The following is a 23686-nucleotide window of genomic DNA, read 5'->3' as shown; positions in this document are numbered from 1 at the left end:
CCCGGCGCCGCCGGCCCCGCGCGCCAGCGCTCCGGCTCCGGCCGCGCCGCAGCAGGCCCATGCCGCCAGGCCGGCGTCCACGGCCACCACGGCTTCGGCGACCGCCCCGGCACCCGCGCCTTCGTCATCCGCCGCGCCGGCGCTGCGTCCCTCGGTGACGGGCAGCAGCAGCGACGTGTATGGCGGCTCGACCGCCGTCACCACCGGCCCGTTGCCGGGTGCGTCGATCCTGTCGACGGGGACGTTCTCCTCGTCGTCGGCGGTGCAGTGACGCAGGCGGGCTGACCGGCCGCGCCCGAACGATTCCGAAATGCAAAAGCCGCCCGCCGAAAGGCCGGGCGGCTTTTGCATTTCGGGCCGCGCTTTCGCGGGCCGTCACGGGATCGCGGCCGCGGCGATGGCGGTCGAAGGGGCGGGCTCGTCGAGCGGCGGACGCGAGATTCCCGTCGCGCCGGCAATCGGCCGCTCAGGACAGGACGCTGCCCTGGATGGTGACGATCCGCCAGCCATCCTCGGTGCGGCGCCAGACGCGGGACAGCCGCATCGCGGTGCGGAAGGGCTGGCCGCCGGCCTGTCCCTCCGCATCCAGGCGAAGCGTCACCTCGACGATGCCGGGATCGTCGGACAGCAGGTTGCGCTCGGAAAACTCGAAGCGGTCGAGCTGGTACCAGCCCGACCGGTGCAGTTCGAGATATTCCGTCTTCGGAATCGGCCGGCCGTCGAGCGTGATCAGCATGAGATCGTCGGCGATCAGCGCGTCGAGCGCGTCGACGTCGCCGCGCAGGATCGCCCCGCGCAGCCGCGCTTCGGCCGCCATGATCTCGCGGCGCGTGTCGTCGTCGATCACGCGAAGCGGCCGTGGCAGTGCTTGTATTTCAGCCCGGAGCCGCAGGGGCAGGCCTCGTTGCGCCCGACCCGGCCCCAGGTCGCCGGGTTGCTCGGATCGCGCGCCGGATCGGCGGGGGCGAGCGTCGCCTCGGCGGCGAAGCTCTCGCCGGCCAGCAGCGCGAACTCGTCCTCGCCGGTGACCGCGTCGATATGGTGCGCGTTCATCATCGGCGGCTCCTCCGGCGGCGGCGTGGTCATGATCTCGACGCGCATGAGCTGGGCGGTGACCGCCTCGCGCAGGCTGGAGAGCATGGTCTCGAACAGCTGGAAGGCTTCAGACTTGTACTCGTTCAGCGGGTCGCGCTGGGCGTAGCCGCGCAGGCCGATGACCTGGCGCAGGTGGTCGAGCGTGACCAGGTGCTCGCGCCAGAGATGGTCCAGCGTCTGCAGGAGGATCGACTTCTCGACATAGCGCATGATCTCGGGGCCGTATTTGGCCGCCTTCGCCGCCATGACCTCGTCGGCGCGGGCGAGGATGCGCTCGCGCATCTCCTCGTCGGCGATGCCTTCCTCATGGCCCCAGTCGACCACCGGCAGCTCGAGGCCGAGCACGTTGCGCAGCGCCTCGGCGAGGCCCTGGGTGTCCCATTGCTCGGGATAGGCGGTGGGCGGCACGAACTTGGCGACGATCTCCTCGACGACGCCGTGGCGCATCTCGGCCACCGTCTCGGCGACGTCGGTGTCCTGCATCAGCTCGACGCGCTGCTCGAACACCACCTTGCGCTGGTCGTTCATCACGTCGTCGTATTTCAGCAGGTTCTTGCGGATGTCGTAGTTGCGCGCCTCGACCTTGCTCTGGGCCTTTTCCAGCGCCTTGTTGATCCAGGGATGGACGATGGCCTCGCCCTCCTTGAGGCCGAGCCGCTGGAGCATGCCGTCCAGCCGGTCCGAGCCGAAGATGCGCATCAGGTCGTCGTCCAGCGACAGGAAGAAATGCGAATGGCCGGGATCGCCCTGGCGGCCGGAGCGGCCGCGCAGCTGGTTGTCGATGCGCCGGCTCTCATGGCGCTCGGTGCCGATCACGTAGAGGCCGCCGGCGGCGAGCGCGCGCTGCTTCAGCCGGGCGATCTCCTCGCGAATGACCGCCTCGGCGGCGGCGCGCTGCTCGCCCTCGGGCAGGTCGGCGAGCTCGTGGGCGATGCGCATGTCGGCATTGCCGCCGAGCTGGATGTCGGTGCCGCGGCCGGCCATGTTGGTGGCGATGGTGATGGCGCCGGGAACGCCGGCCTGGGAGACGATATAGGATTCCTGCTCGTGATGGCGGGCGTTCAGCACCGCGAAGACGAGGTCCTCGCTTTCGCCGCGGTCGCCGTCATAGAGCGGGCGGAACGCGTCCGGGTCGGTGAAATCCTTCTGGCGGAAGCCGCGCTTCTTGAGCAGCTCGGCGAGCAGCTCGGATTTCTCGATCGAGGTGGTGCCGACCAGCACCGGCTGCCCGCGCTTCTTGCAGTCGGTGATCAGCTCGATGATGGCGTTGTATTTCTCGCCCGCGGTCCGGTAGACCTCGTCGTCGTCGTCGACGCGCTGCACCGGCAGGTTGGTCGGGACCTCGATCACTTCGAGATTGTAGATGTCCTGGAATTCCGCCGCCTCGGTATTGGCCGTGCCGGTCATGCCGGCCAGCTTCTCGTACATGCGGAAATAGTTCTGGAAGGTGATGGAGGCCAGGGTCTGGTTCTCCGGCTGCACCTGCACGCGCTCCTTGGCTTCGAGCGCCTGGTGCAGCCCTTCCGAATAGCGTCGGCCCGGCATCATGCGGCCGGTGAACTCGTCGATGATGACGACCTCGTCGTTGCGCACGATGTAGTCCTTGTCGCGCTGGAACAGCGTGTGGGCGCGCAGGGCCTGGTTGACGTGGTGCACCACCGAGACGTTCTCGATGTCGTAGAGGGTCTCGCCCTTCAGCAGGCCGCCGTCGCGGAGCAGGTTCTCGATCTTCTCCATGCCGCCCTCGGTCAGGGCGACCGAGCGCTGCTTCTCGTCGACGTCGTAATCCTCCTTCGACATGCGGGGGATGTAGGTGTCGATGGTGTTGTAGAAATCCGAGCGGTCGTCGAGCGGGCCGGAGATGATGAGCGGCGTGCGCGCCTCGTCGACCAGGATCGAATCGACCTCGTCGACCACGGCATAGTGGTGTGGACGCTGCACCATCTGGTTCAGCTCGTACTTCATGTTGTCGCGCAGGTAGTCGAAGCCGAGCTCGTTGTTGGTGGCGTAGGTGACGTCGCTGGCATAGGCGTCGCGGCGCTCGTTGTCGTCCATGCCGTGGACGATGATGCCGGTGGTGAGGCCGAGGAAGCGGTAGACGCGGCCCATCCACTCGGCGTCGCGCCGGGCGAGGTAGTCGTTCACGGTGACGACATGCACGCCCTTGCCGGTGAGCGCGTTGAGATAGACCGGGGCGGTCGCCACCAGCGTCTTGCCTTCGCCGGTGCGCATCTCGGCGATGCCGCGCTCGTGCAGCACCATGCCGCCGATGAGCTGGACGTCGAAATGCCGCTGGCCGAGAGCCCGCCGGCTCGCCTCGCGCACGGTCGCGAAGGCGGGGACCAGCAGATCGTCGAGGTTGGCGCCGTTGGCCAATTGCTCGCGGAAGGCGACGGTGCGGGCGCGCAGCTCTTCGTCCGACAGCTTCAGCAGCTCCGGCTCCAGCGCGTTGATGGCGGCGACTTTCGGCTGGTAACCGCGCACGCGGCGGTCATTGGCCGATCCGAAGAGCTTTCGCGCGAGAGCGCCGAACATGAGGCTTCCAATCCGTGTCCCGCCAAGGCAGAGAACGAAGCGCGGCGGTGACGGACCGCCGGCCCCGTATGGATGACTCCCGCCGCTCGGGAGTGCATGCCGGTTCACCGAGACCCTTTTTGCGGCTGAAATGGGTCGTTCCGGCAGGCCCGGCGCGCATCGCGAACGGTTCCCGGCGTCACAAAGATGCGAGCGCGCGGACGGCTTCACGGTGCGTGCCACACTTATGAACGGGTTTGGGGGTTGTCAATCGCAGGCGCGACGCCCTTTTCATGCCGATCCGGGTGAGGGAGCCGCTTGCAACCGACACCTGTCTGGGCCAGCTTTCGCCCGCCCGTACCACGGGACAACCGCAAAACTGCGAGGAACGCTTTTCATGAACCCCATCCGTCCGCACGCCGCCAAGGCGACGGTCCGCATGCGTGCCCTGGCGGGCGCCGGCGCGCTCGCCCTGCTCATCGGCGCCGCGCTCGTCCTGCCGGGCTCCCCTGCCAGCGCCCAGACCGCGCCCGCGGCCCCGGCGGCTTCCGCCGCCACCGACGATCCGGTCCTCGCCGTCGTCAACGGCACGTCGATCCGCCGTTCCGACGTGGCCGCCGCCGCCGTGGAGCTGGCGCCGAACCTGCCGCCGCAGATCCAGGGCCCGGCCCGCGACGAATATGTGCTCGGCTTCCTGATCGACCTCACCGCCATGGCGCAGGCCGCCGAAGCCCAGAAGCTCGACCAGACCGACGACTTCAAGCGCCAGCTCGACTTCATCCGCAAGCGGGTGCTGATGCAGGCGGCGCTGGAGAAGGCGGCCAAGTCCGCCGTGACCCCCGAGGCGCTGAAGAAGACCTATGACGAGGCGCTGACCCAGCAGAAGCCGGAAGAGGAGGTGCATGCGCGCCATATCCTGTTCCGCGCCGAGGCCGGCGACGCCGCCGCCCAGGCCGCCGCCGAGAAGAAGGCCCAGGAGGTCGAGGCCCGGCTGAAGAAGGGCGAGGACTTCGCCAAGCTGGCCGGCGAGCTGACCGAGGATCCCTCGGGCAAGCAGGATGGCGGCGATCTCGGCTTCTTCACCAAGGACCAGATGGTGCCGGAATTCGCCGAGGTGGCCTTCACGCTGAAGCCGGGCGAAATTTCCGCGCCGATCAAGACCCAGTTCGGCTGGCACGTCCTCAAGGTGGAGGAGAAGCGCCAGAAGCCGCTGCCGGGCTTCGACGAGGTGAAGCCGCAGATCGAGCAGTACCTGGTGCAGAAGGCGCAGGCCGACGTGGTGCAGAAGACCCGCGACGCCGCCAAGGTGGAGAAGACCGCCGCGGCGCCGAAGCCGTCCGACCTCACCACCCAGCCGGCGGCTCCGGCCGAGGCGCCCAAGCCGGCGCAGTGAACGCGGCGGCGCGATGTCTCGGGGCGGCTGGCGCCGCCTGAGCCTTGGGACCCGTCGAGAACTTGGGACCCGTCGAGAAGCAGGGGCCGTCCGTCGCAAGCCGGGCGGCCCTTTCCGTTGATGGGGGCGGCGGCCCGGCTCCGGGCATGGCGACCCCAGGGGGCAGCGTGCCGGGGTTCAGCGCGCCAGCACGCCGCGGGCGATCTGCCGGGCGGCGATGGCGATCTCCGCGACGTCGTCGTCGATGCGGTCGGTGAGCAGCCGCGTCCAGATATAGCCGCTGACGATGTCGAGCGCGGCACCGGGATCGAAGGCCGGATCGAGCTCGCCGCGGGCCCCGGCGCGTTCGAACACCGCCGCCACATGGTGCCGGCGCTCGGCGAGGAAGTTCCGCAGCGCCTCCAGCGCCGCCGGGTCGGATTGCGCCTCGGCGATGATGGAGCGGAAGGCGCGGCCGGCCGGGGTCTCGCGCCAGAAGCGCCAGAGGATGCGGATCATGGCGACGAGGTCGCCTTCCAGCGTACCGGTGTCGTCCTCGGCGAGATCGAGCTTCTGGCGCGCATAGACGTCGAGCAGCAGCGCGGCCTTGCCGCTCCACCAGCGATAGATGGTCGGCTTGCCGGCGCCGGCGCGCCTTGCCACCTGCTCGATGGAGAAGCCGGCATAGCAGGCCTCCGCCAGCAGCGCCTCCGCCGCGTCGAGAATCGCCTCGGCGGAGGCCTTGCTCCGATGCGGTCCGGCCGAGACGCGGCGGGGCGCCCCGGCGGGCCGGGCGCCATGTTGCGCCGCGTCGGCCTGAGCCGCACCGGATGCGCCGTCCTCGTCCATCGGGCTGCCTCGCTGGAAATTCCACGATTGGCATAAAGCAAGCGTTGACAGAACGGAACGGTCCGTTTTATTAAACGGAACGGATCGTTTCGTTTGATGCCGCCCCGGAGCTTCCCATGTCGTCGCAGATCTCCCGCTTCCGCTTCACCCTCGCCGCCATCGTCGCCGTCTACCCGCTGGTGACGGCGCTGCTCTATCTGGTGCTGCCGCTCACGCCCGGCTGGGCGCTGTGGCAGAAGTCGCTCGTCATCGTGCCGCTGGTGGTCACCGCCATGGTGTGGCTGCTGATCCCGCGCATCCACCGCCATCTCGGCCGCTGGCTGGCGCGGCAGGGCTGACGCCGGCCGGGTCGGATGGAACGCCGCGCCGTCGAACGCCGCGCGGTCCAACTCCGCGCGGTCCAACTCCGTCTTGCGGATGTCGCGCGCTTCGGGCACATCCGTGCGGCCCTTGTCCCGCCGCAGAGTGTTGCCCGATGGCCCACGCCTCTCCCGTCTCCCCGCTCGCGCCCAAGACCACGCCGGATGTCGGCCCGGTGGAAGGGGTGCGCTTCGCCACCGCCGAAGCGGGCATCCGCTACAAGGGCCGCACCGACGTGCTGCTGCTGGCGATGGACGAGGGCACCGCGGTGGCCGGGGTGTTCACCAAGTCCAAATGCCCCTCCGCCCCGGTCGAATGGTGCCGGGCCAACCTGCCGCACGGCACCGCCCGCGGGCTGGTGGTGAATTCCGGCAATGCCAATGCCTTCACCGGCGCCAAGGGCCGGCAGTCCACCAAGCTGACCGCCGAGATCGCCGCCAGGGCGCTGGGCTGCCCGGAAAGCGAGATCTACCTCGCCTCCACCGGCGTGATCGGCGAGCCGCTCGACGCGATGAAATTCACCGGCGTGCTCGACGAGACCGCCACGCGGCTGGCGCCGCTGCCCTGGATCGACCCGGCGCGGGCGATCATGACCACCGACACCTTCCCCAAGCTCGCCACCGCCACCGCGACCATCGACGGGGTGAGCGTGACCCTTGCCGGCATCGCCAAGGGGGCCGGCATGATCGCCCCCGACATGGCGACCATGCTGTCCTTCGTGTTCACCGACGCGCCGATCGAGGCAAAGGCGCTGCAGTCGCTGCTGTCGCGCGGGGTGACCGACTCGTTCAACGCCGTGACCATCGACGGCGACACCTCGACCTCCGACACGCTGATGCTGTTCGCCACCGGCGCCGCCGAAAAGCGCGGCGCCCCGCGCATCGCCGAGGCGACCGACCGCCGGCTGTCGGCCTTCCGCAAGGCGCTGACCGGCGTGCTCGCCGATCTCGCCGAGCAGGTGGCGCGCGACGGCGAGGGCGCGCGCAAGCTGGTGCGCATCCAGGTGACGGGCGCGACCTCCAAGCGCTCGGCGCGGCGCATCGCCATGTCGATCGCCAATTCGCCGCTGGTGAAGACCGCGGTGGCCGGCGAGGACGCCAATTGGGGCCGCATCGTCATGGCGGTCGGCAAGGCGGGAGAGCCGGCCGAGCGCGACCGGCTCTCCATCTCGTTCGGCGGCATCCGCGTCGCCCATGAGGGCGCGCGCGACCCCGCCTATGACGAGGCGGAAGTGTCCGCCTATATGAAGAACGCCGTCATCGACATCGCCGTCGATATCGGGCTCGGCGCCAGCGCCGACCGGGTGATGACCTGCGATCTCACCAAGGAATATGTCGCCATCAACGGCGACTACCGCTCATAGGAGAGCCGCGTGAAGCTGGTCCTCGTCGCCGCCTGCGCGCTCGTCGACACCGACGGGCGGGTGCTGATCGCCGAGCGGCCGCAGGGCAAGCAGCTCGCCGGCCTGTGGGAATTTCCCGGCGGCAAGGTCGAGCCCGGCGAGCGGCCGGAGGAGACGCTGATCCGCGAATTGTCCGAGGAGCTCGGCATTGCGGTGAAGGAGCCGTGCCTGGCGCCGCTCTCCTTCGCCAGCCACACCTACGAGACCTTCCAGCTGCTGATGCCGCTGTGGATCTGCCGTCGCTGGGAAGGGCAGGTGCAGGGCCGCGAGGGCCAGCGCCTCGCCTGGGTGAAGCCGGGCCGGCTGCGCGACTACCCGATGCCGCCGGCCGACGAACCGCTGATCCCGCCGCTGATCGACCTGCTGGGAGCCGGGCGGGACTGACCGCCCAGGCGCGCTACCGCTCTTCCTCCGGCGGCACGTGGATCTCGCGGGCGCCGAGCGCATCCGCCAGCCGCAGCTTCGCCGAGCCGGGGCGCAGCGGCTTCTGCTGGCTCTCATGCGGCGCCCAGCCGGAAATCCAGGCGATCTCGAAGGTCGCGCGCAGCCGCCCGTCCGGGTCTGCGAAGCGTTCGGCATAGACATCGAACAGTCGCGCCAGCGTCGCGCGGCGCAGCGGCTCGCGGCGGCGGGCGCTGAGCGGATTGGCGGCGCCCATGCGGCGCAGGTCGGTCATCAGCGCGAGGGGATGGTCGTAGCGCACCACCACGCGGTCGATATCGGTGACCGGCAGGGCGAGGCCGGCACGCTGCATCAGGCTGCCGAGGTCGCGCAGGTCGGCGAAGGGGGCGACGCGCGGGGAAATGCCCCCCAGCGTGTCGCTCTCGGCCACCGCGAAGGATTCGCGCAGCTCCGCCAGCGTGCCGGCGCCGAACAGCGCGGCGAGCAGCAGCCCGTCCGGCCGCAGCGCGCGGCGGATCTGGGCCAGCGTGCCGGGCAGGTCGTTCACCGTCTGCAGCGCGAGGGCCGAGACCACGAGATCGAGCGAGGAAGCAGCGAAGGGCGGCAATTCGACATCGGCGGCGGCGTCGTTGTCGGCGCGCTCGGGCGGGCCGAAGGCGAACAGCCGGCCGATCGCCGGCGCGCCCGCCAGCGCCTGCCGCAGCGCCGGCGTCGGCGTGCCGAGATCGGCGGCGACCTCGAACCGGCGTTTCACCGCGCCGAGCCGGTCGGCGAGGTCCTCGGCGACGCGGTCGAGGAGGAAGGTTTCCGGGCCGAGATGCAGCGCCCGCCGCCGCCGGGCGGCCAGCGCCCGCGAATCGAAGATCTCGGCAGGACCGGAATCGGTGGGACCAGGCATCGCGGGTGCTCCTCGCCTTTGCCATAGGCCGATGCGTGCGGATGGTCAAAGCCCCTTCCGCGCGGCCGATGGCGGGGAATGCGTTCGGGAAAGAACGGGCGGCGGGCGAACGTACGGTCGAGCCGGCGGCCAGTCTCGCTCATGCGATGAGAACTCCCGCACGCGAAGAGAACTCCCGCACGCAATGAGTTGATCCGGCCGCGAAGGGTCCTAGGATGCGGCATGGACGATGCCGCGCCCCGTGAAACCGCGCCGGACACCCCGCCTGCCGCGCCCTTTCCGCGGGCGGGACGGCGCGCGCTGGCGGGGCTGGCGGCGTTCGGCCGCAGCGCCCTCGATTTCATGCTGCCGCCGACCTGCATGGCCTGCAAGCGGGCGGTGAGCGAGCCGGGCGCGCTGTGCGCTGCCTGCTGGACCCGGCTGGACTTCATCACCGAACCGCTCTGCGAGCGGCTCGGCGTGCCGCTGCGCGAGGGCGCGACCCGGCTGTCGGAGGCGGCGTTCGACCATCCGCCGGCCTATGGGCGGGCACGGGCGGCGGTCGCCTTCGGCGAGGTGGCGCGGGAGCTGGTGCACGGGCTGAAATATGCCGACCGGCTCGACCTCGCCGATCCGCTCGCCGGGCTGATGGCGCGGGCGGGAGCGGGCCTCCTGCAGGATGCCGACGCGCTGGTGCCGGTGCCGCTGCATCCGCGACGGCTGTTCAAGCGGCGCTTCAACCAGTCGGCGCTGCTGGCGCTGGGGATCGAGAAGCGGACCGGGGTGACCATGCGCGCGGACTGGCTGGAGCGCACGCGGGCGACGACGCCGCAGGTCGGGCTCGACCGGGCGGCACGGGCCGGCAATGTCGCCGGCGCCTTCGCGGTGCCGGAGCCGATGAAGCCGGAGCTGAGGGGCCGGCGCATCGTGCTCGTCGACGACGTGCTGACCACCGGCGCCACCATCGACGCCTGCGCCAAGGCGCTGACGCGGGCCGGCGCGGCGCGGGTCGACGTCGTGGTGTTCGCGCGGGTTGTTGACGGGGCGCCGGGGCCCATATCATAGAGCGACGGCGCGCGGGCAGGGACCGCACGGGCAGGGACCGCGCGAACAAGGATTTGGCCGGAGGGCGAGGAGAGGAACGCATGGCGCAGATCGAGATCTACACCACCTATACCTGCCCCTATTGCCACGCCGCCAAGGACCTGTTGAAGCGCAAGGGCGCGACCTATTCCGAGATCAACGTCGCCGGCGACCCCGTGACCCGCTCGGCCATGTCCGGCCGGGCCGGCGGGCGCACCAGCGTGCCGCAGATCTTCATCGACGGAAAGCATGTCGGCGGCTGCGACGACCTCTACGCGCTCGACGAGGCCGGCGAACTCGATACGCTGCTCGCCGGCTGAGGGCTGCCCGCCGCAGCTGCCGCATTCCACGGCGAAAAGAGAGTGACGATAATGACCGCTTCCTCCCCCGACGCGACCTCCCGTCCGCTCCGCCTCGGCGCGCCGTTCAAGGCGGCATTGGTGCAGATGCGCACCGCCCGGAGCGTCGCGGCCAATGTCGAGGCGGCGTCGGCGATGATCCGCGAGGCGGCGGCCGGCGGCGCCACCTACGTGCAGACGCCGGAAATGACCGGCACCATGGAGGAGAACCGCCAGGCGCTGTTCGCCGTGCTGCACGCGGAGGAGGGCGATCCGGCGCTGAGGGCGTTCCAGGCGCTGGCGCGCGAGCTCGCCATCCACCTGCATATCGGCTCGCTGGCGGTGAGGGCGAGCGAGCATCGCGCCGCCAACCGCTCGTTCCTGATCGGGCCGGACGGGGCGATCCTCGCCCGCTACGACAAGATCCACATGTTCGACGTCGACCTGCCCAATGGCGACGTCTACCGCGAATCCACCGCCTATCGTCCGGGCGACTTCGCCGTGCACGCCGACCTGCCGAACATCCGGCTCGGCTTCACCATCTGCTACGACCTGCGGTTCCCGGCGCTGTTCCGCGCGCTGGCCGAGGCCGGGGCGGGGATGATCGCCGCGCCGGCGGCCTTCACCCAGACCACCGGCGAGGCGCATTGGCACATCCTGCTGCGCGCCCGCGCCATCGAGACCGGCTCCTTCGTGCTCGCCGCCGCGCAGGGCGGCCGGCACGAGAACGGGCGCGAGACCTTCGGCCATTCGCTGATCATCGACCCGTGGGGCCGCATCCTCGCCGAGGGCGGGTCCGAGCCCGGCGTGGTCTCGGCGACGATCGATCCGGCCGAGGTGGAGGCGGTGCGCCGGCGCATTCCGGCGCTCGACCATGGGCGGCGCTTCGAGATGCTGCCCGAGCCGGGCAACGGCCGGCTGCATCTTGCCGCCTCCACGCCGGCGCCGGCGGGGAACGCACCAGCGGGGGACGCGGCATGATCCTCTATTCCCTGAGCTGTGCGCGGGAACATCGCTTCGACAGCTGGTTCCGCGATTCCGCCGCCTATGACGCGCAGAGGGCGGGCGGGCTGGTCGCCTGCCCGGTCTGCGGCTCGGTGAAGGTGGAGAAGGCGCTGATGGCCCCGGCGCTCGGCGCCGGCGCGCGCAAGCGCGAGCAGGAGCCGGCGGCGCCGGAGAAGGTTGCGCCGGAGACGGTCGCCATCCTCTCCGAGAAGGAACAGGCGCTGCGCGCCATGCTGCGGGCGGTGCGCGAGCAGGTGACGAAGAACGCCGATTATGTCGGCGAGGATTTCGCCGCGCTCGCCCGGCAGATGCACGAGGGTGAGGTCGAGCAGCGCTCGATCTATGGCGAGGCGAGCACGGAGGATGTGCGCGCGCTGCTCGATGACGAGATCGAGGTCCTGCCGCTGCCGGGCGTGCCGGACGACCGCAACTGAGGCGGCATCTCCGCCGCCCGGAGGGTTCCATGCCGATGTCCCGCGCGGGCGCCCTTGCGCTCGGATTGCTCCTCGCGGCGCCGGTCCTCCTGTCGCCGATCCTGGCGTCGCCGGCGCTGGCGCAGAGCCCGGCGCATCTGTTCGAGATCATCAGCCGGGAGCCGTATCGCGGCAGCTGGAACCGGCTCATCGCGCCGGTGCTGAAGAACGACCGCTGGCTGAAGGGCGCGCGCGGCGTGTGGTCGCCGGTGCAGCCGGCCACGGTCGACGGCGTCCACGTCAATGTCTATGTGCTGTGCCGGCCGAGTTCGTGCGCCGCCGGCAGGATCGCCGTGATCTTCATGAATGACGGGCACCGCGCCTATGGCGCGTTCCGCAATCATCTCGGCACGCAGATGCTGGGTTCGCCCAGCGAGGCGGGGCGGAAAGCGCTGCTCGCCGCGCTCCACTAGCGCCTTACGGGCGCAGGTTCTAGCCGCCGGTCGCCGATGCGGGTGGGGCGGTCGCGGGTGCCGCCATGGCCTTGCCGATCTCCGGCAGCAGGCGGGTGCGCAGGCCCTCCTCGTCGATCGGGCCGACATGTTTGTAGGCGATGCGCCCGTCGCGGCCGATGACGAAGGTTTCCGGCACGCCGTAGACGCCCCAGTCGATGGCGGCGCGGCCATTGGCGTCCACTCCCACCGCCGCGAAGGGATTGCCGAACGTGCCGAGGAAGCGACGGGCGTTCTGCGCGTCGTCCTTGTAGTTGAGACCGACGAGGCGGAAGCCGCTCATCTTCGAGAGCTCGACCAGCCGGGGATGCTCGTCGCGGCACGGCACGCACCAGGAGGCGAACACGTTCAGCACCGTGACGTCGCCGTGGCCGAACGTGCCCGCCGGCAGGCCGGGCAGCGGCGCGCCGTCGCGGGACAGGCCGTCGAGCGGCGGCAGGTCGAGCGCCGGGGCGGGGCGGCCGATCAGCGCCGAGGGCAGGCGCGAGGGATCGCCGGAGAACAGCCTTCCGTAGAACAGGCCGGCCAGCGCCAGGAACAGGACAAGCGGCAGCAATACCAGCGCCCGCCGGCGGAGCGGCGAGGCGGGGCCGGGAGAGGGGGCATCGCTCACGGCCGGTCCTCGCGCGAAGCCGAACGGCGGCGGATGCCGCGCGCTTCCATCGCCGCCAGCCGCCGGCGCACCGCCCGTCCGTCGAGCACGATCCACAGGGCGAGCACGGCGAGGGCGAGGGCGCTCGCGCCATAGGCGGCAAGGATGAAGGCGGCGTGGGTGTCGGCCATGTCGGTCACGCCTTGCGGATCGGGACGTTGAGCATCGGGACGTCACGCATCGGGATGTCATGCATGGGCGGCATCGGCGGCGGCGCGCGCTTCCAGCGCCTGGAGGCGGCGGCGCAGGATCTCGTTGCGCATGGCCGCGAGCTGCAGCGCCAGCATCAGCAGGGTGAAGCCGAGCGCGGTCACCATGAGCGGCCAGAGCAGGCTCGGATGGATGCTCGGCCCGCCCATGCGGAACACCGAGGCCGGCTGGTGCAGCGTGTTCCACCAGTCGACGGAGAACTTGACGATCGGCACGTTGACGAAGCCGACCAGCGTCAGCACGGCGGCGGCGCGGCCGGCCTGGTTCGGCTCGTCGATGGCCGAGCGCAGGGCGAGCAGGCCGAGATAGAGCAGCAGCAGCACCAGCATGGAGGTGAGCCGCGCGTCCCACACCCAGTAGGTGCCCCACATCGGCCGGCCCCACAGCGAGCCGGTGAGCAGGCACAGAAAGGCGAACAGCGCGCCGATCGGCGCCAGCGCCTTGTGCGCGACATCGGCCAGCGGATGGCGCCAGACCAGGATGCCGAGCGAGGAGAGCGCGAGCAGCGTGTAGCCCAGCATGGCGAGCCAGGCGAAGGGCACATGGATATACATGATGCGCACCGTCTCGCCCTGCTGGTAGTCGGCCGGCGCGCGGAAGGCGAGCACCAGCCCCACCGCGAGCGCCAGCGCGGCCGCCCCGGCGAGCCACGGCAGCACCCGCCCGGACAGGGCGAGGAAACGGGTGGGGTTCGCGAGATCCATCAGCGCCATGGCGCGGTTCTAATCCGCCCCGCGCGGGCGGGCAACAGAGCGCACCTGCGGCGGAACGCGTATGTGATGGAAGAGAAGGGGGCGGGCGGTGCGGGGGCTTCCAGCTCGCGGGTTATCGTCCCTCGTCATCCAGAGGTGCGAGCAGCAGGCGAGCCTCGGAGGACGCCGGACGTCGACGCGGGATACTCTTTGCCGAAGGGCCTCCGCCCTCGGTGCGCGCTTGCGTGCTTCGAGGCCGGCCGTGTCGGCCGGCACCTCAGCATGACGGGAGCGGAGGGTGGGGAGCGACCGGGTCGGGTGCTCCCGGTCGGGGGCGTGGATCCCGAGGATGACGTCGTCGCATAGGGCAACCGGCGCGCCGACCTCCCGCCTCCCTATTCCTGCCACGCCTTCAGGGCGCGCAGGCGCGGGGTCTTCTTGGCCACATGCGCCTCCATGCGGCCGAGCAGCCCGTCGAGCAGCGTCACCGCCTCGGCGAGCGCCGGGCCCTTGTTCAGCATGACGCATTCGGCGCGGGCCGACATGGCGGCGTCGGTCATCTCGCCGCGCGAGGGGATGCCATCGCGGATGAGGTCCTCCAGCACCTGCGTCGCCCAGATCGCCGGCACCGCCGCCGCCTCGCAGATCCACAGCAGTTCCTCCTGCATCTCGGCGAGGCGCTCGAAGCCGATCTCGGCGGCGAGGTCGCCGCGGGCGATCATCACCCCGAACGGACCGCGGCGCACCGCGCGGGCGATCAACTCCGGCAGGTTGCTCACCGCGTCGGGTCGCTCGATCTTGGCGATGAGGCCGAGCGGGCGGCCTTCGCGCCCGACGCGGGCAATGGCGGCGTCGAGCAGGTCGATGTCCTCCGCCCGGCTGACGAAGGAATAGCCGATCATGTCGGCGCATTCGATCACGGTGGCGAGGTCGTTATTGTCCTTGGCGGTGAGCGGGGAAAGGCCGAGCGCGGTGTCGGGCAGGTTGAGGCCCTTCTCGGGCTTCAGCTTCACGCCGTCGGCGCGGGTGTGGAGGATGCGCAGCAGCGCCTCGCCCTCGCCGACGCTCTCCACCACCGCTTCCACCTTGCCGTCATTGTAGCGCACGCGCTCGCCGACGCAGAGGCGGGTGACGATCTCGGGCAGCGAGACGGCGGCGGAGAAATCGGCACCGTCGCCGGGGCGGGGATCGCCCTGCGCCACCAGGCGCAGCGCGTCGCCGGTATGCAGCCGGCCCTTGGCCGGGGCGATGGCGCCGGTGCGGATCTTCGGGCCGGCAATGTCCATCAGCACCGCGATGTTGCGGCCGGTCTCGCGGCCGGCGGCGCGCACGTGCTCCGCCATGGAGCGCCACGCGGCCGGGTCGTCATGGGCGCAATTGATGCGGGCGACGTCCATGCCGCGCCGGGCGAGGTCGTGCACGAGGGCGGCGTCGCGCGCCGCCTCGGTCGGCAGCGTCACCATGATGCGGGCGCGGCGGCCGGTGGGGAGCGGGCCGAACAGCGTGTCGGTCGCGGCCTCCAGCCGGGCCTCGCCCCTGAAGAACGCCGCCTCGTCCGGCGCCTCGAACGGAGCGGGCCGGCCGGCGAGCGCCGCGAGGGCGGCCAGCACGGCGTCCAGCGTCGGCAGCACCCGGCTCTCCAGCCGCCCGAGCGAGGACAGGCCGAGGCTCATCAGCCGGCGCTGGACCGGGCGCAGGTCGCGCCGGCGCAGGGCGATATAGTCGGCGAGATTGGCGAGGGCGGCCGCGTCGAAGGCGATGTCTCCCGCCGGGCCCGGATCGCCGGCGGCGGCGCGCAAGCGTTCCGCAACGAGAACCGAATCTTGCGTAACGTCATGCCGAAGCTGGAGAATTTCGTCGAACAGCGCCGCGGGGGCGGTCTGCGCGGTCGGCAATGCGTCCATGGCTTGAGCTCCACGCCCCGCGGTGGCATCAGGGGGCGGCAGCGACGCTAGCGCTCGCCTGTAACGTCGCCGTGAACCCGTCGCGCGCGCCATGCCGGGGCCACATCCACCCGCTTCAACGACGCCCTGAATTCGAGGCCGGAGATACGAAAACCCGTGACACGCGCTCTCCTCATTCCGCTTGCCCTGGCCGCGCTGGCCTCCGCCGCGCCGCCCGGCCCCGCCCATGCCCGCTCGAAGACCGACGAGATGCTGATGCTTGATCCCGTCGCGCGGGTCGAGCAGCGCTGCAACGCGCGCGGCATGGGCGCGATCGGCCGGGAGAACAAGGGCATGCACCCGGACGAACTGGTCGCCTATGCCTATGCCAATACCAAGCTGGAGCAGCAGCACCTCGTCGCCCCCGGCGCGGCGGTGCGCAGCGGCAGCACCTGGTACCACCTCTCCTATGCCTGCGAGACCGCCAATGACGGGCTCGACATCAAGTCCTTCTCCTACAAGCTCGGCGCGGCGATCCCCCGCTCGGAATGGGATACGCATTATCTGGTGGCGCCGTAGCGGCGTGCGTCGTTCGCCGAACCCGGCCGGACGGCGTGTCGGGTGGAGCCGGATCGCCACCGATCGCGTTCGCTGCCGCGCTTTCCTTGACTTTGCCACGCTTGGCGGCTAACACCCCGCCATTCTCGCACGATCCGCGAGCCGTCCCGCCGCCCGGCCCCTGAGGCCGGAGGTTCACGCCCGACAGCGCGATGCGCCCTCGGGCGTTTTCGGCTTTGCGCGGATTTCCGGCGGGAGGGATGGAGCGGCGAACATATGTTCGATTCACTGAGCGACCGCCTTGGCGGCATACTCGACCGGCTGAAGAAGCGCGGCGCCCTCACCGAGGCCGACGTCGGCGAGGCCATGCGCGAGGTGCGCCGGGCGCTGATCGAGGCCGACGTGGCGCTCGACGTGGTGCGCTCCTTCACCGACCGGGTGCGCGCGCGCGCCGTCGGCGCCGAGGTGGTGAAGTCGGTCACCCCCGGCCAGATGGTGGTCAAGATCGTCCATGACGAGCTGATCGCCACGCTCGGCTCCGATGCCAAGCCGATCGATCTCGAAGCCGCCCCGCCGGTGCCGATCCTGATGGTCGGCCTGCAGGGCTCGGGCAAGACCACCTCCACCGCCAAGATCGCCAAGCGGCTTACCGAGCGGGGCAGCCGCAAGGTGCTGATGGCCTCGCTCGACACCCGCCGTCCGGCGGCGATGGAGCAACTCGCCACCCTCGGCAAGCAGGTGAATGTCGACACGCTGCCGATCGTCGCCGGCCAGAGCGCCGTGCAGATCGCCCGCCGCGCCATGGAGGCCGCCCGTCTCGGCGGCTTCGACGTGGTGATGCTCGACACCGCCGGCCGCGTCACCCTCGACGAGGCGCTGATGGCGGAAGTGGCCGAGGTGAAGGCCGCGACGAAGCCGCACGAGGTGCTGCTGGTCGCCGACAGCCTCACCGGCCAGGACGCGGTGAATACCGCCAAGGCCTTCGACGAGCGCGTCGGGCTGACCGGCATCGTGCTGACCCGCGCCGATGGCGACGGGCGCGGCGGTGCCGCCTTGTCCATGCGCGCGGTCACCGGCAAGCCGATCAAGCTGATCGGCACCGGCGAAAAGATGGATGCGCTGGAGGATTTCGATCCCCGCCGCGTCGCCGGGCGCATTCTCGGCATGGGCGACGTGGTGTCGCTGGTCGAGAAGGCGGTCGAGAACATCGACGCCCAGCAGGCGATGGCCGCCGCCGAGCGGATGCGCAAGGGCAATTTCGACCTCGAAGACCTGCGCATGCAGCTCGAGCAGATGGAAAAGCTCGGCGGCCTCGGCGGTCTGATGGGCATGCTGCCGGGCATCGGCAAGCTGAAGAACCAGATGGCCAGCGCCAATCTCGACGACAAGGTGATCCGCCGGCAGAAGGCGGTCATCGATTCGATGACCCGCAAGGAGCGGCGCAACCCGAAGCTGCTCGACGCCTCTCGGAGAAAGCGGATCGCCGCGGGCTCCGGCACCAAGGTCGAGGACGTCAACAAGCTGATGAAGATGCACCGCCAGATGGCGGACATGATGAAGGCGATGGGCGCCTCCGGCGGCAAGCGCGGCGGCCCGATGGCCGGGCTCGCCAACATGTTCGGCCTTGGCGGCGGCGGGATGGGCGGATTCGGCGGCGGCATGCCCAAGCCCGAGGACATCGCCAAGCTCGCCGAGAAGATGCCCGGCGGGATGGGCGGCCTGGGTGGTGGCCTCCCCGCGAAATTCCCCGGCAACCTTCCGGGATTGCCGGGGGTCGGCAGCAAGCCGGGCGGGCTTCCGGGCCTGCCGGGCTTCCCGCCGAAGAAGAAGTGACGAGAGAAATACGTGACGACCTGACCGAATATCCCTCGTCCCGGACGGCGCCGCAGGCGGCGATCCGGGATCGTTCCCCGCCTCGCGCGGCAAGCGATCCCGGATCTGCGTTCGCTGCGCTCTCTTCGCCCGGGATGACGGCCGCTACCAACCGATACGACGTAAAAGCCTGTACCTGAAAGGAAACCAACATGTCCCTCAAGATCCGTCTCGCCCGTGGCGGCGCCAAGAAGCGTCCCTATTACCGCATCGTCGTCGCTGACTCGCGCTCCCCGCGCGATGGCCGTTTCATCGAGAAGATCGGCACCTTCGATCCGCTGAAGCCCAAGGACGCCGCCGACCGCTTCGTCCTCGACGTCGAGAAGGCCAAGGCCTGGCTCGCCAAGGGCGCCCAGCCGACCGACCGCGTCGCCCGCTTCCTCGACAGCCTCGACGTTGCCAAGCGCGCCGCGCGCAGCAACCCCGAGAAGGCCGTCCCCGGCAAGAAGGCCCAGGAGCGCGCCGCCGCTGCCGCCAAGGCCGCCGAAGCCGCGGCTGCCGCTGCCGAGTGAGATGACGGGCGGCCCCGGCCGCCCTATCCCGTCCTGTGAATGGTCCGGGCGCTGCCCGGTGCCTCAGCATGCCGGCGCCGCGCACCGCCGTTCCCTCTGGGGGAGCGGCGGTGCGCGCTCGTCTCCCCCAGGGGAGGCGCCCTCCATCTGGCTTCGGGTTTCACGCATGCCGACCGACCGCGTCCTTCTCGCCCGCATCGGCGCCCCGCACGGGGTGCGCGGCGACGTGCGGCTGTTCATCTTCGCGCAGGACCCGTCCTCGCTGGTCGAGTACGGCCCGCTGACCGACGCGACCGGCACGCGCGTCTTCGAGCTGACCGCGCTGCGGCCGGCCAAGGATCATTTCGTTGCCCGCCTCAAGGGCGTCGACAGCCGCGAGGCCGCGGAAGCCCTCACCAATGAGGGGCTGCATGTCGACCGCGCGCTGCTGCCGCCGCCGGAGGACGAGGACGATTTCTACCATGCCGACCTGATCGGCCTGACCGCCATGACCGCCGAGGGCGAGATCTTCGGCAAGGTGGTGGCGGTGCATGATTTCGGCGCCGGCGACATTCTGGAGATCGCCCGCGAGGGCGCGGGCACGCTGATGCTGCCCTTCACCAAGGCGGCGGTGCCGGCGGTCGACATTGCCGGCGGCCGGCTCACCGTCGAGCCCGGCGAATGGGCCGAGCCGGCGACGAAGCCGGACGACGCCGACGGGGGATGATCGCGGTGACAATCCCGATCACGCCGCCGCCGACGGCGCCCGCCTGGCGCGCCTCAATCGTCACCATCTTCCCCGACATGTTTCCCGGCCCGCTCGGCCTGTCGCTGGCCGGCCGGGCGCTGGCGCAGGGCGGCTGGGCGCTCGACACGCTCGATCCGCGCGAGCAGGCGAGCGACCGTCATCGCTCGGTCGACGACACCCCGGCCGGCGGCGGGCCGGGCATGGTGATGCGCGTCGACGTGCTGGCGAAGGCGGTGGACGCCGCCTCGCCGCCGGGCGACACCCGCCCGCGCCTGCTGATGACCCCGCGCGGCCGTCCGCTCACCCAGGCCCGCGTGCGGGAACTGGCGGCGGGGGAGGGGGTGGTCATCGTCTGCGGGCGTTTCGAGGGAGTCGACGACAGGCTCGTCGCCGCGCGGAACCTCGAGGAGGTCAGCGTCGGCGACGTGGTGCTCTCCGGCGGCGAGATCGGCGCGCTGGTGCTCGTCGACGCCTGCGTGCGGCTGCTGCCGGGCGTCATGGGGCATCCCGAATCCGGCACCGAGGAGAGTTTCTCGGCCGGGCTGCTGGAATATCCGCAATATACCCGCCCGCAGAGCTTCGAGGGGCTGGAGATCCCGGCCATCCTCTCCAGCGGCGATCATGCCAGGGTGGCGCGCTGGCGCCGCGAGCAGGCGGAGGCCGCCACGCGCGAGCGCCGGCCGGATCTCTGGGCGGCCCATGCCGCCACGCGTGACGTGCGGATGACGAAGAAGACGAATAGGGAATGACAAGCAAGCCGACATGGCGTATAGGGCGCGCCATCACTGTTCCAACTGAAAACAGCAAGATGCGGACGGCCGGTAGCCGGACCAGTCCGTAAGAGGTGATATTATGGTCGACATTATCGGGCAGCTCGATGCCGAGCAGGTGGAGAAGCTCTCCGCCACCAAGACGATCCCGGACTTCCAGCCCGGCGATACCGTGATCGTGAACGTGAAGGTGAAGGAAGGCGAGCGCACCCGCGTTCAGGCCTATGAAGGCGTGGTGATCGCCCGCTCCGGCGGCGGCATCAACGAGAACTTCACCGTCCGAAAGATTTCCTACGGCGAAGGCGTGGAGCGCGTTTTCCCGCTCTATTCGCCGAACATCGACAGCCTGAAGGTTGTCCGCCGCGGCAAGGTGCGCCGCGCGAAGCTGTATTACCTGCGCGACCGTCGCGGCAAGTCGGCCCGTATCGCCGAGCGCCAGGACAAGAACGCCGGCAAGGGCAAGAAGGGTGCGCCGGTCGCCGCCGAGTGATCGGTCTCGCGTGATCCGCGCCTTTTTGAACGGAACAGACGGAAAGCCGGGGCTCGCCCCGGCTTTTTGTTTTGGCGTGGGGTGCCGGCGGCTCCTCGGGACGGAGCGGCGCTTGTGCGCCTGCCGCCGGTCGAGGGCGCCTTCAGCAATCCTTGATGTGGCGAACCTTGGTGCGGGTCTGCTGCTCGACCAGCAGGGTGCCGTCGCCGAGGAAGGCGGCCTGCATCACGGTGGCGAAGTCCGGCTTGCGCAGCGGGCAGGTGATGAGCGAGTTGTCCGCCGGCACGGCGATCGGCTGCGGCTGGGCGAGGTCGATACGGTTGCGCGACTCGAGCGCCATGATCAAGGCTCCGGCGGCGGCGGCGATCAGTACGATATCGCTCGGGCGCATGGCGGGGCTCTCCGGGACCTGTCCCGGTAAATCTAGCGCATGGACATCTGTTCGGCTATCTATTCATGACGTTGGGGCATGCCTTTTTCAACGAAGAGCATGCGCGTGAAATACTGTATAATACATTATTCTATGCCGCATTTCACGGTGCCACCTTCGTCTCGCCGACCTCAAAGAACGATTCCGTAATGCTCTTCAGGAAAGCGTCGGCATCCGCCACGGTGACGCCGGGATCGAACAGCACCGACTGCGCATAGAAATTCATCGGAATCCGCTGGCCCGGCACGATGTTCGGATGATCCTTCTTGGTGGGCTCATAGATGATGTTGCTGCTCATCCCCGCGCTTATCCGGCCCTTGGTCTGCTGGTCCTCCGCGAAGGTCCACAGCACGCGGACCGCCTTGTCGCGGTCGAGCCCGTCGATGCTGGCGAGCTTCTCCCGCGCGAAGTCCGCGGTGACCGGCATCTCGGCGAAGGGGAGCCTCGCCGCTGCGGCGCGCTGCCTGAAATCGGCGGCAAGCGTCCGGCAGGCCTGCCCGGTCCATTGCAGGCCGGGCGCCGGGCTGCAGGCCCAGACGATGCCGGAGACATAGTCGAAGCGGCGGGTTTTGGGCGCATCCGCTGCGCCGGTCTGGCAATAGGCCGCCTCGCCGCCCAGCATGAACCCGAGGGCCAGGAGAGCCGGCCGCGCCGCGCGCCGCAGGGCGGCGGTCGATGCTCGTTTCCGCGTGATCATCGACCGGCCCTCAAGGAATGACGTAGCGGAACGGTAGCATGGAAGACGAGCGGGGTCGTCTTGCGCGACATTCCTTGTTTGGCGGCCGCAGACTTGCTAGAAGTGTTCCATGATCGAGCGTATTCGGCACGGCGGGAGCACTGTTCCGGCGGCGGCAATGGCCGCGGGCCCGGACGATGTCGCGCGCCCGGAAGCGCGCCGCCGCCTGCCGACCACGATCGGCTTTGCCGCCGTGCCGGACCATGTGCGCCTGCCGGCGCGGTTCTTCGGCCGCTTCACCGCCTGCGCGGTCGCGGGCCTTAGCTGAGCGCCGCCCGGAACGCGCCCTGATGCGTTCCCGGCCGCGCAAAGGCCGCCATCCGGCCCGCCCTTTCCCGATCTCCTTTCAAGAAGCCGAGGATGAGCATGTCCGCTCCCCGCACCCTGTACGACAAGATTTTCGACGACCATATCGTGGACCGCCAGGAAGACGGCACCTGCCTCATCTATATCGACCGCCACCTCGTGCATGAGGTGACCAGCCCGCAGGCCTTCGAGGGGCTGCGCGTCGCCGGTCGCAAGGTGCATGCGCCGGCCAAGACGCTCGCCGTGGTCGACCACAACGTGCAGACCACCGACCGGCGCTTCGGCATCGAGGATCCCGAGAGCCGGATGCAGGTCGAGACGCTGGCCGAGAACGCGCGCGATTTCGGCATCGAGTATTTCAACGAACTCGACAAGCGCCAGGGCATCGTCCACGTCATCGGCCCGGAGCAGGGCTTCACCCTGCCGGGCACCACCATCGTGTGCGGCGACAGCCACACCTCGACGCATGGCGCCTTCGGCGCGCTCGCCCATGGCATCGGCACCTCGGAGGTGGAGCATGTGCTCGCCACCCAGACGCTGATCCAGAAGAAGAGCCGGAACATGCGCGTCAGCGTCGACGGCAAGCTGCCCGACGGCGTGACCGCCAAGGACGTGACCCTCGCCATCATCGGCGCCACCGGCACCGCCGGCGGCACCGGCTATGTCATCGAATATGCCGGCGAGGTGTTCCGCAACCTGTCGATGGAAGGCCGGATGACGGTCTGCAACATGTCGATCGAGGGCGGTGCCCGCGCCGGCATGGTGGCGCCCGACGAGACCACCTTCGCCTATGTGAAGGATCGCCCGCGCGCGCCGAAGGGTGCCGCGTGGGACGCCGCCTTGCGCTACTGGGACACGCTGCGCACCGACGAGGGCGCCTTCTTCGACAAGGAAGTGCGGCTCGACGGCGCGGCGCTGCCCCCCATCGTCTCCTGGGGCACCAGCCCGGAGGACGTGATCTCGGTGGAAGGCATGGTGCCGGATCCCGACTCGTTCGACGACGAGGGCAAGCGCGAGGCCAAGCGCCGGGCGCTCGCCTATATGGGCCTCAAGGCCGGGACCAAGATCACCGACATCGCCATCGACAAGGTGTTCATCGGCTCCTGCACCAATGCCCGCATCGAGGATCTTCGGGCGGCGGCGCAGATCGTCGCCGGCCACACGATCCGCGAGGGCGTGTCCGGCATGATCGTGCCGGGCTCGGGCCTCGTGAAGCTGCAGGCCGAGGCCGAGGGGCTGGACGCCATCTTCAAGGCGGCCGGCTTCGACTGGCGCGAGCCGGGCTGCTCGATGTGCCTCGCGATGAATGCCGACAAGCTCGGCCCGGAGGAGCGCTGCGCCTCCACCTCGAATCGCAATTTCGAGGGACGGCAGGGCCACAAGGGACGCACCCACCTGGTCTCGCCGGCGATGGCGGCGGCGGCGGCGATTGCCGGCCGCTTCGTCGACATCCGCCAGTGGCCGCGCATCGGCTGAGGGGTAGCGCCGTGTCCCACCCCTATGCCGATCCCCCGGAGAACGACCCGGTTGAGCTCTGGGGGCGGCGGATCGGGCGTGGGCTGGCGATCGTCTGCGGGCTCGGGCTCGGCGCCTGGCTCATCTTCACCTATCTGCGCTGAGGTTCCA

At 70.2% G+C, this 23686-nt stretch carries 29 protein-coding genes; 18 read left to right on the top strand and 11 right to left on the bottom strand.

Going from position 1 to position 23686, the window contains the following annotated elements:
* From AC1RU4_RS24110 to secA, 3 genes are all read right to left on the bottom strand, one after another.
* Window positions 1-351 (bottom strand): hypothetical protein (locus AC1RU4_RS24110; RefSeq protein WP_492894016.1); only part of this gene is annotated, 351 nt, incomplete at its 3' end.
* Window positions 352-466: 115 nt separating this feature from the next.
* Entirely contained in the window at window positions 467-847 is a 381-nt protein-coding gene (locus tag AC1RU4_RS24105; protein ID WP_492894014.1) for a nuclear transport factor 2 family protein, read from the bottom strand.
* Window positions 844-3630: a preprotein translocase subunit SecA gene (gene secA, locus AC1RU4_RS24100; protein ID WP_492894012.1), complete on the bottom strand. Its 2787-nt coding sequence runs from the start codon at window positions 3628-3630 to the stop codon at window positions 844-846. Before secA ends, AC1RU4_RS24105 begins: the two co-directional genes overlap by 4 nt.
* 376 nt (window positions 3631-4006) lie before the next feature.
* On the opposite strand from secA, the gene AC1RU4_RS24095 reads away from it, so the two are divergent.
* On the top strand, window positions 4007-5002 hold the full coding sequence (locus AC1RU4_RS24095) for a peptidylprolyl isomerase (protein ID WP_492894010.1): 996 nt from the start codon (window positions 4007-4009) through the stop codon (window positions 5000-5002).
* 177 nt (window positions 5003-5179) lie between these two features.
* Here the strand turns inward: AC1RU4_RS24095 and AC1RU4_RS24090 are convergent, their stop codons facing one another.
* Complete coding sequence (locus AC1RU4_RS24090) at window positions 5180-5830, bottom strand: TetR/AcrR family transcriptional regulator (RefSeq protein ID WP_492894008.1); 651 nt, start codon at window positions 5828-5830, stop codon at window positions 5180-5182.
* Window positions 5831-5946: 116 nt separating this feature from the next.
* Here AC1RU4_RS24090 and AC1RU4_RS24085 point away from each other — a divergent pair, with 116 nt between their 5' ends.
* The 3 genes from AC1RU4_RS24085 to AC1RU4_RS24075 all read left to right on the top strand — a co-directional run bounded on the left by AC1RU4_RS24085 (window position 5947) and on the right by AC1RU4_RS24075 (window position 7976).
* Entirely contained in the window at window positions 5947-6168 is a 222-nt protein-coding gene (locus tag AC1RU4_RS24085; protein WP_492894006.1) for a putative antibiotic biosynthesis monooxygenase, read from the top strand.
* A gap of 137 nt (window positions 6169-6305) precedes the next feature.
* Window positions 6306-7553, top strand: coding sequence for a bifunctional glutamate N-acetyltransferase/amino-acid acetyltransferase ArgJ (gene argJ, locus AC1RU4_RS24080; protein ID WP_492894004.1), 1248 nt, complete (start codon window positions 6306-6308; stop codon window positions 7551-7553).
* Between the two features lie 9 nt (window positions 7554-7562).
* On the top strand, window positions 7563-7976 hold the full coding sequence (locus AC1RU4_RS24075) for a (deoxy)nucleoside triphosphate pyrophosphohydrolase (RefSeq protein WP_492894002.1): 414 nt from the start codon (window positions 7563-7565) through the stop codon (window positions 7974-7976).
* Window positions 7977-7989: 13 nt separating this feature from the next.
* On the opposite strand, the gene AC1RU4_RS24070 is transcribed toward AC1RU4_RS24075, so the two are convergent.
* On the bottom strand, window positions 7990-8892 hold the full coding sequence (locus AC1RU4_RS24070) for a methyltransferase domain-containing protein (RefSeq protein ID WP_492894000.1): 903 nt from the start codon (window positions 8890-8892) through the stop codon (window positions 7990-7992).
* Window positions 8893-9114: 222 nt separating this feature from the next.
* Here AC1RU4_RS24070 and AC1RU4_RS24065 point away from each other — a divergent pair, with 222 nt between their 5' ends.
* From AC1RU4_RS24065 to AC1RU4_RS24045, 5 genes are all read left to right on the top strand, one after another.
* Window positions 9115-9936, top strand: a complete 822-nt coding sequence (locus AC1RU4_RS24065; protein WP_492893998.1) for a ComF family protein — start codon at window positions 9115-9117, stop codon at window positions 9934-9936.
* A gap of 80 nt (window positions 9937-10016) precedes the next feature.
* Entirely contained in the window at window positions 10017-10274 is a 258-nt protein-coding gene (grxC, locus tag AC1RU4_RS24060; protein ID WP_492893996.1) for a glutaredoxin 3, read from the top strand.
* A 51-nt stretch (window positions 10275-10325) separates the two neighbouring features.
* On the top strand, window positions 10326-11273 hold the full coding sequence (locus tag AC1RU4_RS24055) for a carbon-nitrogen hydrolase family protein (protein WP_492893994.1): 948 nt from the start codon (window positions 10326-10328) through the stop codon (window positions 11271-11273).
* Window positions 11270-11731, top strand: coding sequence for a DUF1178 family protein (locus AC1RU4_RS24050; RefSeq protein WP_492893992.1), 462 nt, complete (start codon window positions 11270-11272; stop codon window positions 11729-11731). Before AC1RU4_RS24055 ends, AC1RU4_RS24050 begins: the two co-directional genes overlap by 4 nt.
* Before the next feature lie 29 nt (window positions 11732-11760).
* Window positions 11761-12183 carry a hypothetical protein gene (locus AC1RU4_RS24045; RefSeq protein WP_492893990.1) on the top strand — a complete coding sequence of 141 codons (423 nt, stop codon included), beginning with the start codon at window positions 11761-11763 and terminating at the stop codon, window positions 12181-12183.
* A gap of 19 nt (window positions 12184-12202) precedes the next feature.
* Here AC1RU4_RS24045 and AC1RU4_RS24040 read toward each other — a convergent pair whose 3' ends face one another.
* From AC1RU4_RS24040 to AC1RU4_RS24025, 4 genes are all read right to left on the bottom strand, one after another.
* Window positions 12203-12835: a DsbE family thiol:disulfide interchange protein gene (locus AC1RU4_RS24040; RefSeq protein ID WP_492893988.1), complete on the bottom strand. Its 633-nt coding sequence runs from the start codon at window positions 12833-12835 to the stop codon at window positions 12203-12205.
* Window positions 12832-13005: a heme exporter protein CcmD gene (ccmD, locus tag AC1RU4_RS24035; RefSeq protein ID WP_492893986.1), complete on the bottom strand. Its 174-nt coding sequence runs from the start codon at window positions 13003-13005 to the stop codon at window positions 12832-12834. The genes AC1RU4_RS24040 and ccmD overlap by 4 nt, the downstream gene beginning before the upstream one ends.
* Window positions 13006-13062: 57 nt before the next feature.
* Window positions 13063-13797 (bottom strand): heme ABC transporter permease, encoded by a 735-nt coding sequence (locus tag AC1RU4_RS24030; protein ID WP_492893984.1) that lies wholly within the window; start codon window positions 13795-13797, stop codon window positions 13063-13065.
* Between the two features lie 374 nt (window positions 13798-14171).
* A complete protein-coding gene (locus AC1RU4_RS24025; protein ID WP_492893982.1) occupies window positions 14172-15680 on the bottom strand; it encodes a pyruvate kinase in 1509 nt (502 codons plus the stop codon).
* 156 nt (window positions 15681-15836) lie between these two features.
* Here AC1RU4_RS24025 and AC1RU4_RS24020 point away from each other — a divergent pair, with 156 nt between their 5' ends.
* The 6 genes from AC1RU4_RS24020 to rplS all read left to right on the top strand — a co-directional run bounded on the left by AC1RU4_RS24020 (window position 15837) and on the right by rplS (window position 20588).
* Window positions 15837-16238 carry a DUF930 domain-containing protein gene (locus AC1RU4_RS24020; protein ID WP_492893980.1) on the top strand — a complete coding sequence of 134 codons (402 nt, stop codon included), beginning with the start codon at window positions 15837-15839 and terminating at the stop codon, window positions 16236-16238.
* A gap of 255 nt (window positions 16239-16493) precedes the next feature.
* A complete protein-coding gene (ffh, locus tag AC1RU4_RS24015) occupies window positions 16494-18050 on the top strand; it encodes a signal recognition particle protein (protein WP_492893978.1) in 1557 nt (518 codons plus the stop codon).
* Between the two features lie 191 nt (window positions 18051-18241).
* On the top strand, window positions 18242-18601 hold the full coding sequence (gene rpsP, locus AC1RU4_RS24010) for a 30S ribosomal protein S16 (protein ID WP_492893976.1): 360 nt from the start codon (window positions 18242-18244) through the stop codon (window positions 18599-18601).
* 166 nt (window positions 18602-18767) lie between these two features.
* Window positions 18768-19307, top strand: a complete 540-nt coding sequence (gene rimM, locus AC1RU4_RS24005; RefSeq protein WP_492893974.1) for a ribosome maturation factor RimM — start codon at window positions 18768-18770, stop codon at window positions 19305-19307.
* Between the two features lie 77 nt (window positions 19308-19384).
* On the top strand, window positions 19385-20077 hold the full coding sequence (gene trmD, locus AC1RU4_RS24000; RefSeq protein WP_492894024.1) for a tRNA (guanosine(37)-N1)-methyltransferase TrmD: 693 nt from the start codon (window positions 19385-19387) through the stop codon (window positions 20075-20077).
* Between the two features lie 103 nt (window positions 20078-20180).
* Window positions 20181-20588, top strand: a complete 408-nt coding sequence (gene rplS / locus AC1RU4_RS23995; protein ID WP_492893972.1) for a 50S ribosomal protein L19 — start codon at window positions 20181-20183, stop codon at window positions 20586-20588.
* A 142-nt stretch (window positions 20589-20730) separates the two neighbouring features.
* On the opposite strand, the gene AC1RU4_RS23990 is transcribed toward rplS, so the two are convergent.
* Both AC1RU4_RS23990 and AC1RU4_RS23985 read right to left on the bottom strand, forming a co-directional pair.
* Window positions 20731-20979 (bottom strand): hypothetical protein, encoded by a 249-nt coding sequence (locus AC1RU4_RS23990; RefSeq protein WP_492893970.1) that lies wholly within the window; start codon window positions 20977-20979, stop codon window positions 20731-20733.
* Window positions 20980-21121: 142 nt separating this feature from the next.
* The gene (locus tag AC1RU4_RS23985; RefSeq protein WP_492893968.1) at window positions 21122-21715 is read right to left on the bottom strand and encodes a hypothetical protein; all 594 of its coding nucleotides are present in this window, start codon (window positions 21713-21715) and stop codon (window positions 21122-21124) included.
* A 109-nt stretch (window positions 21716-21824) separates the two neighbouring features.
* On the opposite strand from AC1RU4_RS23985, the gene AC1RU4_RS23980 reads away from it, so the two are divergent.
* The 3 genes from AC1RU4_RS23980 (at window position 21825) to AC1RU4_RS23970 (ending at window position 23679) form a co-directional block, all read left to right on the top strand.
* The gene (locus tag AC1RU4_RS23980) at window positions 21825-22022 is read left to right on the top strand and encodes a hypothetical protein (protein ID WP_492893966.1); all 198 of its coding nucleotides are present in this window, start codon (window positions 21825-21827) and stop codon (window positions 22020-22022) included.
* 98 nt (window positions 22023-22120) lie between these two features.
* Window positions 22121-23536: a 3-isopropylmalate dehydratase large subunit gene (gene leuC / locus AC1RU4_RS23975; RefSeq protein WP_492893964.1), complete on the top strand. Its 1416-nt coding sequence runs from the start codon at window positions 22121-22123 to the stop codon at window positions 23534-23536.
* A gap of 11 nt (window positions 23537-23547) precedes the next feature.
* Window positions 23548-23679 (top strand): hypothetical protein, encoded by a 132-nt coding sequence (locus tag AC1RU4_RS23970; RefSeq protein ID WP_492893962.1) that lies wholly within the window; start codon window positions 23548-23550, stop codon window positions 23677-23679.
* Window positions 23680-23686 lie beyond the last annotated feature (7 nt).

The sequence above is a fragment of the Ancylobacter sp. GW821-FHT10E12 genome (assembly GCF_058809335.1).
The sequence above is the reverse complement of the archived record's forward strand: the minus strand, read 5'-3'. Positions and strand labels throughout refer to the sequence as shown.

Excerpts from the sequence above, each read along its gene's own strand:
- secA (WP_492894012.1), bottom strand. The coding sequence starts at position 3,630 with ATGTTCGGCGCTCTCGCGCGAAAGCTCTTCGGATCGGCCAATGACCGC.
- AC1RU4_RS24095 (WP_492894010.1), top strand. The coding sequence starts at position 4,007 with ATGAACCCCATCCGTCCGCACGCCGCCAAGGCGACGGTCCGCATGCGT.
- AC1RU4_RS24090 (WP_492894008.1), bottom strand. The coding sequence starts at position 5,830 with ATGGACGAGGACGGCGCATCCGGTGCGGCTCAGGCCGACGCGGCGCAA.
- AC1RU4_RS24085 (WP_492894006.1), top strand. The coding sequence starts at position 5,947 with ATGTCGTCGCAGATCTCCCGCTTCCGCTTCACCCTCGCCGCCATCGTC.
- argJ (WP_492894004.1), top strand. The coding sequence starts at position 6,306 with ATGGCCCACGCCTCTCCCGTCTCCCCGCTCGCGCCCAAGACCACGCCG.
- AC1RU4_RS24070 (WP_492894000.1), bottom strand. The coding sequence starts at position 8,892 with ATGCCTGGTCCCACCGATTCCGGTCCTGCCGAGATCTTCGATTCGCGG.
- AC1RU4_RS24065 (WP_492893998.1), top strand. The coding sequence starts at position 9,115 with ATGGACGATGCCGCGCCCCGTGAAACCGCGCCGGACACCCCGCCTGCC.
- grxC (WP_492893996.1), top strand. The coding sequence starts at position 10,017 with ATGGCGCAGATCGAGATCTACACCACCTATACCTGCCCCTATTGCCAC.
- AC1RU4_RS24055 (WP_492893994.1), top strand. The coding sequence starts at position 10,326 with ATGACCGCTTCCTCCCCCGACGCGACCTCCCGTCCGCTCCGCCTCGGC.
- AC1RU4_RS24050 (WP_492893992.1), top strand. The coding sequence starts at position 11,270 with ATGATCCTCTATTCCCTGAGCTGTGCGCGGGAACATCGCTTCGACAGC.
- AC1RU4_RS24045 (WP_492893990.1), top strand. The coding sequence starts at position 11,761 with ATGCCGATGTCCCGCGCGGGCGCCCTTGCGCTCGGATTGCTCCTCGCG.
- ccmD (WP_492893986.1), bottom strand. The coding sequence starts at position 13,005 with ATGGCCGACACCCACGCCGCCTTCATCCTTGCCGCCTATGGCGCGAGC.
- AC1RU4_RS24030 (WP_492893984.1), bottom strand. The coding sequence starts at position 13,797 with ATGGCGCTGATGGATCTCGCGAACCCCACCCGTTTCCTCGCCCTGTCC.
- AC1RU4_RS24025 (WP_492893982.1), bottom strand. The coding sequence starts at position 15,680 with ATGGACGCATTGCCGACCGCGCAGACCGCCCCCGCGGCGCTGTTCGAC.
- ffh (WP_492893978.1), top strand. The coding sequence starts at position 16,494 with ATGTTCGATTCACTGAGCGACCGCCTTGGCGGCATACTCGACCGGCTG.
- rpsP (WP_492893976.1), top strand. The coding sequence starts at position 18,242 with ATGTCCCTCAAGATCCGTCTCGCCCGTGGCGGCGCCAAGAAGCGTCCC.
- rimM (WP_492893974.1), top strand. The coding sequence starts at position 18,768 with ATGCCGACCGACCGCGTCCTTCTCGCCCGCATCGGCGCCCCGCACGGG.
- trmD (WP_492894024.1), top strand. The coding sequence starts at position 19,385 with ATGTTTCCCGGCCCGCTCGGCCTGTCGCTGGCCGGCCGGGCGCTGGCG.
- rplS (WP_492893972.1), top strand. The coding sequence starts at position 20,181 with ATGGTCGACATTATCGGGCAGCTCGATGCCGAGCAGGTGGAGAAGCTC.
- AC1RU4_RS23990 (WP_492893970.1), bottom strand. The coding sequence starts at position 20,979 with ATGCGCCCGAGCGATATCGTACTGATCGCCGCCGCCGCCGGAGCCTTG.
- AC1RU4_RS23985 (WP_492893968.1), bottom strand. The coding sequence starts at position 21,715 with ATGATCACGCGGAAACGAGCATCGACCGCCGCCCTGCGGCGCGCGGCG.
- AC1RU4_RS23980 (WP_492893966.1), top strand. The coding sequence starts at position 21,825 with ATGATCGAGCGTATTCGGCACGGCGGGAGCACTGTTCCGGCGGCGGCA.
- leuC (WP_492893964.1), top strand. The coding sequence starts at position 22,121 with ATGTCCGCTCCCCGCACCCTGTACGACAAGATTTTCGACGACCATATC.